The following is a 13047-nucleotide window of genomic DNA, read 5'->3' as shown; positions in this document are numbered from 1 at the left end:
AAAACCGGATGGCATGGCACAAAAACACTTTAGATGGCGGCTCCGCCTCTTTCACATCTATTTTTTATTTCGCCGCCCCATGACGCTGGGCGCACGCGGAGTCGTTTTCGATGAGGCAACCAACTCAGTTTTCCTTATCCGCCATACTTATGTTGCAGGCTGGCAATTTCCAGGTGGCGGCGTTGAAACCGGCCATACGGTTGAGCAAACCCTCGCCAAGGAGCTTATGGAGGAAGGCAATATTGAACTGACGGGGCGCCCTGAGCTTTTTGCCATTTATCATAATGCTCATGCTTCAAAGCGCGATCATGTCGCGCTTTATGTCTGCCGGTCATTTCGGCAGGCGACGCCCTTCCTCGCCAATCGTGAAATTGCCGAGGCAGGGTTTTTTAAGCTTGATGATTTGCCGCAAGACACTACGCCCTCGACACGACAAAGGCTCGCAGAAATATTTGACGGCTTGGAGCCGCCCCTGCTCTGGTAGTTCAGGCCATCTGATTGCGATTATGTGGTGCCGCATAGTCAATTTCAGGCCCAAGCGGGACGATACCCGTCGGATTTATTGTACTATGGCTCCTGTAATAATGCCCTTTTATGTGCTCCATATTGACCGTCTGTGCGACGCCGGGAACCTGATAGAGTTCACGTGTGTAATTTGAGAGATTGGGATAATCGGCAATCCGTTGTCGATTGCATTTGAAGTGGCCGACATAAACCGGATCAAAGCGTAGAAGCGTTGTAAATAACCGCCAGTCAGCTTCGGTCAGGCGATTGCCGGCGAGATAGCGCTGCTTTGAGAGTTTGACCTCTATTTTGTCCAGTGCACCAAACAACTGAGCGAATGCTTCTTCATATGCTTCTTGTGTTGTGGCAAATCCGGCTCGATAGACGCCATTATTGATGTTGGGGTAAACAATCGCATTGATGGCATCGATCCCGCCGCGTAATTCTTCCGGATAGAAATCAGAATCCGGATCACCATACTCATTGAAAGCAGAATTGAGCATGCGGATAATTTCAGAGGACTCGTTCGAGACGATTGTGTTCTGTTTTTTGTCCCACAGCACGGGCACAGTAACGCGTCCGGAGTAATTGATATCCGCGCGCGTATAGACTTCGTGAAGACGCCTGTAGCCGAAAAGGTGGTCGGCCGTGGCTCCGTCTTTTTCGGAGAATGTCCAGCCTTCGCTGCCCATGTAGTAATCCACAACAGAAACAGAAATGACGTCCTGCAATTTCTTCAAGGCGCGAAAGATCAGAGTGCGATGGGCCCAAGGGCACGCATATGAAACATAGAGATGATAACGGCCACGCTCGGCTTGGAATCCTGCTTCGCCGGTTGGGCCCGCACTGCCATCAGGCGTTACCCAGTTGCGAAACTGGGACTCCGAGCGGATGAAGCGACCTCCGCTTTCCTTGGTGTCATACCATTGATCATGCCAAACGCCGTCAATTAACAAACCCATCTCGTTCATCCTTCAAGGTTGCCCGTAACGACACGGGATATTCGCATTACGATGCTTACCTAGGCATTTTTTACCGTGCAACCAGAACGATGAATGTAAACAGTGTGTCGCTAATGCATGGAACTGATATTCGCATTCCTCTGGCGATCGCTAGGGACGGGAATGTCACAATCGGCCAATAGCCGGAAACCATGACACTTTTCCGGTTTACGCCGCCCCGGTTTAATGTTAGCGAGGAAAAATGGAGACAATTGTGACAGGTACTTTGTTCATCCGACGATGAAACCCTGACCGGCGCTAATAGCGGCGGACGTCCTGTCTTGCCTTCTGAACATGAAGGTTCTGTCCCACTCCCATATGAAGATGCCCAGAATGCTGTCCCATGTCGTAACCTACGCACCGGAAGAACCGGAGCATGACACTGCCATTGAAGACATCAACAAAGAGGCCTTCGGCCCCGGACGCTTTACTCGTGCCGCTTATCGTATTCGCGAGGGTGGGCCGCATGATCGCAGCCTTTCTTTTGTCGCCACAAGTGGCGGGCACGTCGTGGGTTCGGTACGGCTCACTCCCATTCTGATTGGGCAAACCAAGGCTATGTTGCTTGGCCCGCTTGCAGTGCGTCCTGCCTGGAAAAAGCAAGGCATCGGTGCGGCTTTGATGCGCACAAGCATGGAGGCTGCACGGCGTGCCAATCACAAGTTGGTAATTCTGGTCGGAGACGAGCCCTATTACGCGCCCTTTGGTTTCAGGCGGATCGAAGGCCATCAAATTGTTATGCCCGCGCCGGTTGAGCCGTCACGCTTTTTAGCATGTGAACTTGTTCCGCACGCATTGAAAGACGTGCAGGGAAGGGTCAGGCATGCTTCGGTGGCCTGACGCTACTTTCCCTCGCGATACCACATTCCGCCGAGCAGAAATATCATTGCAGCAAGTCCAAGAAATCCGGAAAACAGCGGTAGCCGGTCTACGCTTTTAAGAACTGTTTCATTGGTTGGGCGAAGTCCGATCCAGTTATCACCGCTGGCACTGGCTGCGCCGCGAGAGGCGACAATGTTCGGAATTTCAATTGACGCTTGATCCGCGCTCTCACGCAGACGGCGAGCGCCACCACCAGTTTCGCGGGTCAGCGGATCAAGTTTAGCTGTTGTGGACACGTTGTCTGCAAATTCAGGGGCGTCGACGGGACCAACATGCGCAAGTGTTGTCAGATCACCATTGGCCACCTGGTAAAGCCCAATTTCCTCCATGGGCACAGATGCGGTGAAAACGCCCGGTTCTGTTTCGGCCAAAGGCACAGACTGGGTCTTGCCCGAGGGAGTGATAATACTGGCGGGATCGGCCGTTTTTGCCATTGTCTGGCGGCGAATCTCCAAATTGCGCCCAGAGCCCTTTGCCGTCAGCGCTTCCTCTTCCAACTCGGGTTCTTTCATCAGCCAATGGGCGATACGCCGGTAAAGCGCCGCGTGAGGCCCGCCACCTTCAAAGCCACGCGCCCAAAGCCAGCCTTGATCGGAAAGGAACATGCCGACACGCCCTTCGCCCAATCGGTTCAACACGAGGAGTGGCCGGTCGCCAGCGTTCATCACCACTTCGCCCTCGGGCTTATTCACGTCGATAACGCGGAACCAGCGACTCCAGTTTGGTGGCTCTTGCGTGCTGCCTTCAAGCCCCCTTGTTACGGGGTGACGTTTTCCTTGTTCACTGAGACGAGGATAGAATGCTCTTTCCTCAATATTGCCGGTTGGAACAGCAGGAAGAACTGAAAGCAGCGGTGTATTGGCGATAGACATGTTGCCGGCATATTCTGGCCCGGCTGCAATCAGGAGCGCGCCGCCGCGCTGAACATAATCATTGATATAATCGTAATAGAGCAGCGGCAGCACATCGCGATGCTGATAGCGGTCGAAAATAATCAAATCAAAATCAGTGATACGTTCAACAAACAGCTCACGCGTCGGGAAAGCTATCAGGGATAGTTCGTTGATCGGCGTCGAGTCCTGCTTTTCCGGGGGACGCAGGATGGTAAAATGCACCAGATCCACCGATGCATCTGACTTGAGCAAATTACGCCATGTGCGCTCGCCATTGTGCGGTTCGCCCGAAACGAGCAAAACGCGAAGGTTCTCGCGAATACCATCAATCATTGCTACAGCGCGATTATTGACCTCGGTCAGCTCCCCCGGAACGGTATCGACGATGATTTCGACGATATTGACGCCAGCACGGGGAAGCGTGACTTCCAACGGCATATCTTCGCCAATAATCGCGTCCTGGCTGCTTACTTCTGTTCCATTGACGCGCACACGCACACCTGCGCGACCGCCCAGAGGCTCACCGGCACCAGTTACCTTATAGGTAATCTGTTGAGGCTTTCCGGTAAGTCCAAAACGCGGAGCGCGTACAAATTGAATGCGCCTATCGATCTCATTGGGCGTACCGGTAATCAAACCATGCACGGGAGCATTAAAACCGAGACCGCTTTTGTTGGCTGGAATATCATGGATTTGCCCATCGGTAATCATTATCGCGCCACCGATGCGGGCAGGGGGTACATCGCGGAATGCGCCGTTCAAGGCTCCAAAAAGACGCGTCGACGTGGCATCATCATTCTCAGCAGAGCGTCCGGATTCGACCGTGCGGACTTCAAATTGCGGTAGTCTCGCCAATGCTGCCTGCACTTGAGCAAGCGCAGCGTCGGTGTCGGCGGATCTAACGCCGATATCCTGACTTTGGCTTCGGTCCGCAATGACCGCCACCACGCTTTTAAGCGGCTCGCGTTCCTCGTTGACTACGATCGGATTAAAAAGGGCTGCTATCAGAGCGGCTACCGCCAGACTCCGGATCAGACTTCCGCGCTGGCGAAAGAATATGCCCGCCAAAGCCAGCGCTACAAGTGGCACGATGAGAAGGATGAGTAGAGTATTGGAGACGAGTGGCTGGAAATCGACTGAAATATACATTGCCTAATTCCCCAGTCGCAGGAGGAGGTCTGGCACATGTACCTGGTCGGATTTATAGTTCCCGGTCAGCATATACATGACAATGTTAATGCCGGTCCGAAAAGCATGCACACGCTGCACAGGATCGTTTGGAATCGTTGGCAATAAAGGCGCGCCATTAGCATCAATTGCCCAAGCTCCGGCAAAATCATTACCGGTGATGATAATGGGCGATACGCCGTCACCAGCGCGGACAGGCCGGTCGGAACGCCGATCCTCATTAAGCGATGCCTGGACCCAAAGAGGGCTACCGCGGTAACGTCCGGGAAAATCCTGCAAAATGTAGAATGTTTTGGTCAAAACATGATCACCGGGCACGGGTTCCAGTGGCGGTATATTCAGGCCTGAGAGAATGTCCCGCAGCCTCTGGGTGGACGGCGTCGTTGAGTTATCGAGATTGAATGCAGCCGCGTCCTGATCGCGCGTGTCAAACAGGACAGTACCGCCTTGCTGCATGTAAGCATTGATTTTAGCGATTGCCTCAGAGGAAGGCATGTTAGCGTCGGCATCGACAGGCCAGTAAATTAATGGATAGACAGCAAGCTCGTCTCGGGCAGGATCAACACCGATGGGATCGCCGGGTTCCAATGCCGTACTGTCAGCCAGAGCCTTGGAAAGACCAAGCAAGCCCGCCTTGCTGATGTCGTCGGTCGGCCCATCCCCGGTAATGACGTAGGCCAGGTGCGTTACATTGATAGCATCAAGGATGGCTTGGTCACCTGGCTTACTGTCATTTTGTTGAGCCTGCGCAGGCGAAGGTGCAAAGGCAATAAGAGCGGGGAGCAAGAGGATTGCCAGTGACGCGGCAGCGGTTGTGCGAAGTCGGCGGCGCAAATGTCCCCCGAGCCAGATTATGGCCAGAGCATCAAGCGCCAACAGAGCTGCGGCAAGAGCAAAAAGTGGTCCGCGCAAGGGTATGGATTCATCGACAGCATAGCGTGCGGTCGTGACGCGAAAGTTAAGTTCCGGACGAGCGAGCGGATTGATCTCGCTGTCAGGTTTGAAAAGGTTGAGCGCGGTCATTGCGTCTTCCACACCGTAGAAGCCCGGCGGATTTTCAAATGTCACCGACAGATTTGAACCCGATGTAATGAGCGGCTTGGTGTCCTGATTTGGAGGCATCAACGCACCATCGCCATTGAGCGTCAAATAAGGTGGCAAAGCTCGAGCGCTGTTCGCGCCACTATCCTGTGCGATGGTACCGGCGTTTGACGAAAGAGAGACAATCCTGTGCAACATATCTACAAAGCTGCCGCTAATGGGAAGATTGGACCAAGTTGCTTCGGGAGTAACGTGAAAAAGAACAAGCTGTCCACGTCCTCGTGTTTCCCCGGTAACGAGTGGCGTTCCATCGGCAAGATTGGCCCAGCTTTTTTCAAAGAGGTCGGAAGATGGATCGGCGAGCACCTGCCGCGACACGGTTACGTCTTGTGGTGTAGGCAAACCGGCGAAAGGACCATTTGACGGAAAAGATGCGACAGGCTGAGCCTCTTTCCACGATAATGCGCCGCCCAAGGAGCGTTCGCCCTTGCGCAGCCTGACTGGGAGCAGCGGGTCTTCTTCGCTTCCACCAGCAAGGCGCGGACCGGCAAAGCGGATCAGCGTGCCGCCCTTGTTCACCCAGTCTGACAAAGTCTGTTCAGTTTCAGCCGGGAGCTTGCCAATATCAGCCATTATAATCACAGAAGGCTTCTGTTCCAGCAATTCCGGCACAGCGCGGATCAGCTCGGAATTTCGCGGCCGAAGCAGATCGGCAAATGGCTCAAGCGCGCGAGAGATATAATAAAGCGGTGATAACAAGGGCTGCGACAGGTCTGCTTCAGATCCAGAAAGTAACGCAACCCGGCGACGCTTATTGTTATCGTCGATCAGATAAGTAGCCCCAGCCTGTGCAGTGCCATCGATCCTCAAGCTATGAAAATCATTTCGTAGCTCATAAGGCGCAGCTATTACGCCTTCGGCAGCAGTTTCACCTGCGTTGAATGCGATTCCGGTGTCGGCAATGCGCCGGCCTTTTTCGTCAAATGCTCCAACGGTAACCACATTGCGGCTAGTATCAATGCTTGAACGGACAATACGGACGGTGAGGCCATTTGCATTATTCGTCGCTTGCCTTATCGCAACAAGGGAAGCTATCGATGGTTGATACCAGATCATGGAAGCAATGCCGGAGCCTTCAAGTGACTTGATTGCTTCTGCCGCTCGCGGTTCATCCACACCATCATTAAGATATGCCAGCCGCGTCCCTTTGGTATCTGCCAAAACTGCCTTAAGCCGGGCAAAAGCTTGTGAGCGATCAACGGGGATAGGCCGCACAGTCAAGGCACGAAGCCGCTCCAAGGCAGTATTGGCATCAAAGGGGCCGATATCGGTATTCGCTTTTTCAGCCGTCCCAACGATATAGATCAGTGCGCCATCGCTTTGTGTATCGGAAATCAGTCTTTCAGCAGTCTCCTTGCGGGCAGTCCATTCCTCATTTGAAGACCAGCCATTATCAAGCGCAATGGCAACAGGTTCCTTTCCTGACATGGTCTCAAGCCGTGGGTTCCATACGGGTTCGGAGAGTGCCAGAATAATGAATGCGGCAAGCAAAAGACGCAAAAGCGTCATCCACCAAGGGCTTTTGTTGGGCGTTTCTTCTTTTTGCTTTAGCTGTGCGAGTATCTTTAGCGGTGGAAATATTTCCAGGACCGGACGCGGCGGCGTCACCCGTAACAACCACCAGATAACAGGAAGAACCAAGAGGCCAGCCAGAAGGTACGGCGCGCCAAAAGCCAGGGGAAGCGCATTCATGATGCCCCCCCTTGATAGCCCACATTGGCAGTCATATTCATATGGACTGATACGAGTGCTTCGGATGCCAGCCTGTCTGTGCGATTGGTGGTATAGCTCCAGCCAATGCGCTTGCAAAAATCGCTTAATGCTGCGCGTCGGGCAAAAAACAGGCGGCGGTACCCGTCGGCATAATCCTCCGCTCTGCCAAATGTCAGTGAGGACCCCGTTTCTGGGTCGACGAATTCGGTTCTGCGCCGATAAGGAAAATCCTCTTCGGCAGGATCATAAACTTCGATCAAATGAGCACGTGCACCTGAATGAGCCAGCTTTTCCAGAGTAGCGATTGTTTCATCGACAGGATCAAGAAAATCGCTGACGAGCACGACTTCCGAAAAGCGTTTGATACGACTGAGATCTGGCTTGGCGCTGAGATTACCCGCATGCGCAAGGGAGGTAGCCAAACGTTCAGCGCCGTTTCGTGCGGAAGTCGGATCGGTCACACCCGGAAAGCCGATCCGCTCGCCGCTGCGTGACAACAGCTCCGCCAGAGCCAATATCATGACAAGCGCACGCGATTCTTTTGATGCTTGAGCCTGCTCGGATTTGAACAGCATCGAAGGTGAGGGGTCTGCCCATAACCAAACCGTATGGGCTGCTTCCCATTCCTGATCACGAATGTAAGTGCGGTCATCACGAGCTGAGCGGCGCCAGTCGATGCGCGATATGGCTTCTCCTTCCGTATAGGGCCGGAATTGCCAGAAGCTTTCACCAACCCCGCTCTTGCGACGGCCATGCCATCCAGTATTGACGGTATTGAGAATCCGGCGGGCTTCAACCAGCAGATCAGGCAGAAGCGCGGCGCGCTGACGGGCGCGCGCAAGCGCATCGCCCGTGCCAGTCTTTTGGACCTGCGCGCCAATTGCTGCCATCAGAGCGTGGCCTTTGTCAGGTTTCCAATGACGTCCCGGACATTCATACCATCGGCGCGGGCGGCAAAGGTCAGCGCCATGCGATGCTGTAGTACTGGCTCAGCTAGCGCCTTTACATCATCAACCGATGGCGCAAGACGACCATCGTAAAGTGCCCGTGCTCTTGCACAGAGCATCAAGGCCTGGCTCGCACGAGGGCCGGGTCCCCACGAGATGAGTTTCTTTGCTATCTCATTATCCGCACCCGGGCGTGCAGCCCGAACGAGAGTGAGGATTGCATTGACCACGCCTTCGGGAACCGGCATCCGCCGAATAAGGTTTTGCATGGCGCGGAGGCGCTCGGCATCAATGATTTTGGCTGCAACAGCTTCCGTTGTGCCGGTTGTCGCGAGAAGGATTTGCCTCTCAGCCTCAAGTTCCGGATAAAGAATATCGATTTGCATGAGGAACCGATCGAGCTGAGCTTCCGGAAGCGGATAGGTGCCTTCCTGTTCCAGTGGGTTTTGCGTTGCCAGCACATGAAAGGGCTGCGGCAAATCATAGCGTTCGCCTGCAATCGTTACATGATATTCCTGCATTGCTTGCAGCAGCGCAGATTGCGTACGAGGCGATGCGCGATTGATTTCGTCTGCCATGAGCAATTGCGCAAAAACTGGACCTTTAACATAGCGGAAAGTCCGCTTGCCGTGCTCGTCCTGTTCCATGATTTCTGAACCAAGAATATCAGAAGGCATGAGGTCTGGTGTGAATTGAATGCGGCGCTCGTCAAGGCCAAGCACTGTGCCCAATGTCTCGACCAATTTTGTTTTTGCGAGGCCCGGCACCCCGACGAGAAGAGCATGTCCACCGGCCAAAAGCGCAACAAGTGTTCGTTCGATGACGCTTTCCTGCCCGAATATGACTTTGCCAATACCCGCTTTTACGCTGGCGATATCTGCGAGCGCCTTTTCAGCCTCTGCGACCATCTCTTTCGGGTCGACCGATACCTCAGGTTTAATCACACTCATGGGGTCACCTCTTAACTGGTATCTGCTCAGACTCTTTCTTAAATGAATCTAAATCACTATGACATGCTGACAAGCGGTCCAACGTTGACTATTTCGTGACGTATACAGAAAAAAGGTCCGGCCATGGCAAAATCTACGAACCTACCGGGAGACGCTGCAGGGCTCGAAGCTTTGATCTCGCGCGCGGCGGTTTCAGAAAAGGGACTGCCACCCGTTGACAAATGGAACCCGGATTTTTGCGGCGATCTTGACATGGAGATAAAGGCCGATGGGACGTGGTTCTATTTGGGGACGCCTATTGGAAGGCAACCGCTCGTCCGGTTGTTTTCTACAGTTTTGCGCAAAGATGAAGATGGCAAAACCTATCTCGTTACCCCTGTAGAGAAGGTTGGCATTCGCGTTGAGGATGCACATTTTCTCGCGGTTGAACTGAATGTGGCGAGCGCAGCGGGCGCTCAAATCATGACGTTCCGCACCAATGTCGGCGATATAGTGGAGGCTGGCCCGAACAATCCGCTTCGCTTTGTTATCGACGAGGATAATGGCGGATTGAAACCCTATTTGCTTGTGCGGGGGCGCCTTGAGGCGCTGCTTGCGCGGCCCGTAATGTATGAATTGGTGAATTATGGTGAAGAGATTGAAATTGACGGCAAGACCATGTTTGCAGTTCGTTCGAACGGCGCAGTCTTCCCCATCATGCCTGCCGGTGAACTTGAGAAACAAAGCCTATGACTGAACAAACGGCTTTTATTGAAGGGTTTTCAGCGCAGTCGTTTGCACAGCGCGTGGGTCTCAAGGGCAATCAGGATGTGAACGTCGACCATGGCGACCATATTCTCAATCCCGAGCTTGACGTGCTGATTGCTGCCAATCCGTTGCGGGATGCGGCAGTGCTTGTGCCGATTGTCGATCGCGGTGCGGAGGCCAATGTTATACTGACATTGCGAAATGCAAATATGCGAAAACACTCCGGACAGGTCGCGTTTCCGGGAGGAGCAATCGACCCGGAAGACAATTATGAAGCAGAGACGGCGGCATTGCGCGAGGCCCAAGAAGAAATTGGATTGGAACGCCGCAACGTGGAGTTGATAGGTCGTCTTCCCCGTTATTTGACCACGACAGGCTATTCGATCACGCCTGTAATCGGGTTGGTCTATCCGCCCTTTGACCTCATTCCCAACCCGGATGAAGTGGCGGATGTTTTCGAGGTACCTTTGTCATTCTTGATGAACCCTGCCAATCATCGCCGTGAGAGCCGAATGTGGCAGGGCAAGGAACGCTATTACTATACAATGCCGTTTGGAGACCGCTTTATATGGGGCGTGACCGCAGGTATTATTAGAACGCTTTATGAAAGGCTCTATGCGTGAGCAAGATGATTTCCATCGCCGGTAAGGCAGATTGGCTGAATGAACCTTCATTGCAATCATTGCTGGCTGTGCTGTCTTCCGGTGGCGAAGAAGCGCGCATTGTCGGTGGCGCTGTGCGTAACACCCTGCTCAATCAAACCGTATCCGATATTGACATTGCGACGACATGTTTACCGCAAATGACGATTGAACGAGCAACGAGTGCAGGCTTCAAAGCGATCCCAACCGGCATTGATCACGGAACGATAACGGTTGTAAGTCACGGCAAGCCTTATGAAGTGACAAGTCTGCGCGCCGACGTGAGTACGAATGGGCGACATGCCGAGGTAGCGTTTGGTCGCGACTGGCTCGTAGATGCCCAGCGCCGTGATTTCAGCATCAACGCGCTTTATGCTGACGCCGACGGCACAATTACAGATTTGGTGGGCGGTATTGCAGATATAGAAAGCCAGACGCTTCGTTTTATCGGGGATCCTGAGCAACGTATCCGCGAGGACTATCTCCGTATATTACGGTTTTTCCGTTTCTTTGCGTGGTATGGAAAAGGTCGTCCCGAAAGCGAAGGATTGAAAGCCTGTGCGCGTTTGAAGGATGGCCTCGCACAATTGTCGGCTGAGCGAACCTGGTCAGAACTCAAGAAACTTTTTGCGGCGCCGGATCCCTCGCGGGCTTTATTGTGGATGCGGCAGGCCGGTGTTTTGACGGCGGTGCTACCGGAAAGTGAGAAATGGGGCATTGATACGATCCACGGCCTTGTTGATACCGAGCAGGATTTGCGGTGGGAGGTCGATCCTATATTGCGCCTAGCCAGCATTGTTCCGCCAGATGCGGGTCGTATAGCGGAGATGGCAGCAAGGCTTAAGCTGTCAAATAGCGAGCGTGAGCGGCTCGAAAACTGGGCAGATACGACCCTGCCTGCTGCGGAAATATCTGAAACCGGTTTTGCCAAAAAACTGTATCGCAGCAACGCCCAAGGCATGGAAGACAGGCTGCGCTTGGCAATCGTCAGCGCACGTGCTCAAGCAATGGCAGATAACGGCGCAATGATGCGCGCTGGGCTATTGTCCAAACAGCTCGACTATATTGCGGACTATAATCGGCCTAAATTTCCGCTCTCCGGCGGGGACATTGTTGCTGCAAGCGGACTCAAGGGACCGGCAATTGGTCAAATTCAACGGCAGCTCGAAGAAGAATGGGTCAACTCCGGCTTCACGCTGGACCGCGACGCACTTTTAGCACGCATACCGGAGATTGCCGCTACAGAGTAAGCAAGATGGTCAGGCCGCCTTGCCCTTTTCAGGCTGGATATTGGCTTTGATTGTTTCCAGCATAGACTCGCGAATGGTTGTCTCACCATGGGTTTCGCGCAGATGGTCAGTGGTTCGACGTATGATTTCAGCATCCGTGTCGTGACGTGTGTGCCACTGGCAGCCGGGAACAATACAATGAAGTTCTTTCATGGCTTCTCTCCCTATTGCGAGTGCCCACAAGCACTCTTTTCACAACGGTGAGGACTATAACGCATCAAAACCCGAATTGATCCCCCAAAATTCCTATTATGGCCATTTCACCGTTGGGGGCATGGATGAAAGAATAGAGTCGACATTACCTCCGGTCTTCAATCCAAAGATTGTTCCGCGATCATAAAGCAGATTGAACTCGACATAGCGACCACGCCGGACAAGTTGCTCCTGACGATCAGCATCAGTCCAATCCTGATTGAAGTTTTGCCTTACGAGATAGGGATAAACAACCGAGAATGCCCGGCCAACATCGCGCGTGAAATTGAAGTCCGCGTCCCATCCGCCGTTCTCGTCGGATGAATGCAACCAGTCATAGAAAATGCCACCGGTGCCACGGGGTTCGTTACGGTGCGGCAGGTAGAAATACTCGTCACACCAGGATTTGAATTTTTCATGGTCGGCGACTGCGGAATGCTTGTCGCAAACAAATTTCATCGCTTTGTGAAACGCCACAGTGTCAGAATCATCTGACTGCCGCTTACGTTCCAGAACAGGCGTCAGATCGGCCCCTCCACCGAACCATTGGCGGGTGGTCACTACCATTCTCGTGTTCATGTGCACGGCAGGCACGAGAGGACTTTGCGGATGGGCAATCAATGAAATTCCCGACGCCCAAAAACGTGGGTCCTCGTCAGCGCCCGGGATTTGTTTGCGGAATTCTTGACTGAATTCGCCATGAACTGTTGAAATATGAACGCCGACCTTTTCGAAAACACGGCCATGCATGACCGACATGGTTCCGCCGCCGCCATCGCCTTCACGCTTCCAGGGCGTTTGTTTAAAGCGGCCAGGCGTGCGATCGGACAGGGGGCCTTCCAACTCGTCTTCCAACAACTCAAAACTTGCGCAAATCTTGTCGCGTAGTTCGGTAAACCAGGCCGTTGCTGCAGTTTTCTTCTCTTCGAGCTTTTCGGGAAGGATGGCGGGTATGTCGGGACGGTCCATGAGATGAGAATCCTTGTTTGCTCGAACAAT

General features: G+C 53.4%; 12 protein-coding genes. 5 read left to right on the top strand and 7 right to left on the bottom strand.

Annotated features, from left to right (window positions below; genetic code table 11):
* Window positions 1-13 precede the first annotated feature (13 nt).
* Window positions 14-484 carry an NUDIX domain-containing protein gene (locus tag AC6CHM_RS07255; protein WP_115052389.1) on the top strand — a complete coding sequence of 157 codons (471 nt, stop codon included), beginning with the start codon at window positions 14-16 and terminating at the stop codon, window positions 482-484.
* 1 nt (window position 485) lies between these two features.
* Here AC6CHM_RS07255 and AC6CHM_RS07250 read toward each other — a convergent pair whose 3' ends face one another.
* Window positions 486-1466 carry a glutathione S-transferase family protein gene (locus tag AC6CHM_RS07250; protein ID WP_498172515.1) on the bottom strand — a complete coding sequence of 327 codons (981 nt, stop codon included), beginning with the start codon at window positions 1464-1466 and terminating at the stop codon, window positions 486-488.
* Between the two features lie 372 nt (window positions 1467-1838).
* Between AC6CHM_RS07250 and AC6CHM_RS07245 the strand changes: the two genes are divergently transcribed.
* Complete coding sequence (locus AC6CHM_RS07245) at window positions 1839-2345, top strand: GNAT family N-acetyltransferase (protein WP_440805510.1); 507 nt, start codon at window positions 1839-1841, stop codon at window positions 2343-2345.
* A gap of 2 nt (window positions 2346-2347) precedes the next feature.
* On the opposite strand, the gene AC6CHM_RS07240 is transcribed toward AC6CHM_RS07245, so the two are convergent.
* The 4 genes from AC6CHM_RS07240 to AC6CHM_RS07225 are packed head-to-tail and all read right to left on the bottom strand — an operon-like array spanning window position 2348 to window position 9179.
* On the bottom strand, window positions 2348-4423 hold the full coding sequence (locus AC6CHM_RS07240; protein ID WP_307286192.1) for a hypothetical protein: 2076 nt from the start codon (window positions 4421-4423) through the stop codon (window positions 2348-2350).
* Between the two features lie 9 nt (window positions 4424-4432).
* Window positions 4433-7261 (bottom strand): DUF4159 domain-containing protein, encoded by a 2829-nt coding sequence (locus AC6CHM_RS07235; RefSeq protein ID WP_498172513.1) that lies wholly within the window; start codon window positions 7259-7261, stop codon window positions 4433-4435.
* Complete coding sequence (locus tag AC6CHM_RS07230) at window positions 7258-8172, bottom strand: DUF58 domain-containing protein (protein ID WP_115052394.1); 915 nt, start codon at window positions 8170-8172, stop codon at window positions 7258-7260. The genes AC6CHM_RS07235 and AC6CHM_RS07230 overlap by 4 nt, the downstream gene beginning before the upstream one ends.
* Window positions 8172-9179: an AAA family ATPase gene (locus AC6CHM_RS07225; RefSeq protein ID WP_307279598.1), complete on the bottom strand. Its 1008-nt coding sequence runs from the start codon at window positions 9177-9179 to the stop codon at window positions 8172-8174. Before AC6CHM_RS07225 ends, AC6CHM_RS07230 begins: the two co-directional genes overlap by 1 nt.
* A gap of 123 nt (window positions 9180-9302) precedes the next feature.
* Here AC6CHM_RS07225 and AC6CHM_RS07220 point away from each other — a divergent pair, with 123 nt between their 5' ends.
* Genes AC6CHM_RS07220 through AC6CHM_RS07210 form a run of 3 tightly spaced genes read left to right on the top strand, consistent with a single transcriptional unit; the run spans window position 9303 to window position 11817 of the window.
* Complete coding sequence (locus tag AC6CHM_RS07220) at window positions 9303-9911, top strand: DUF1285 domain-containing protein (protein WP_498172511.1); 609 nt, start codon at window positions 9303-9305, stop codon at window positions 9909-9911.
* On the top strand, window positions 9908-10549 hold the full coding sequence (locus AC6CHM_RS07215) for a CoA pyrophosphatase (RefSeq protein WP_115052397.1): 642 nt from the start codon (window positions 9908-9910) through the stop codon (window positions 10547-10549). The genes AC6CHM_RS07220 and AC6CHM_RS07215 overlap by 4 nt, the downstream gene beginning before the upstream one ends.
* Window positions 10546-11817: a CCA tRNA nucleotidyltransferase gene (locus AC6CHM_RS07210; protein ID WP_498172510.1), complete on the top strand. Its 1272-nt coding sequence runs from the start codon at window positions 10546-10548 to the stop codon at window positions 11815-11817. Before AC6CHM_RS07215 ends, AC6CHM_RS07210 begins: the two co-directional genes overlap by 4 nt.
* Before the next feature lie 9 nt (window positions 11818-11826).
* Here AC6CHM_RS07210 and AC6CHM_RS07205 read toward each other — a convergent pair whose 3' ends face one another.
* Window positions 11827-12009 carry a DUF1059 domain-containing protein gene (locus AC6CHM_RS07205; protein WP_115052399.1) on the bottom strand — a complete coding sequence of 61 codons (183 nt, stop codon included), beginning with the start codon at window positions 12007-12009 and terminating at the stop codon, window positions 11827-11829.
* 96 nt (window positions 12010-12105) lie between these two features.
* Window positions 12106-13017 (bottom strand): oxygen-dependent coproporphyrinogen oxidase, encoded by a 912-nt coding sequence (hemF, locus tag AC6CHM_RS07200; protein ID WP_498172508.1) that lies wholly within the window; start codon window positions 13015-13017, stop codon window positions 12106-12108.
* Window positions 13018-13047: the final 30 nt, after the last annotated feature.

The sequence above is a fragment of the Phyllobacterium sp. GQ127 genome (assembly GCF_059758635.1).
This window is presented reverse-complemented; position numbering and strand designations above follow the sequence as displayed.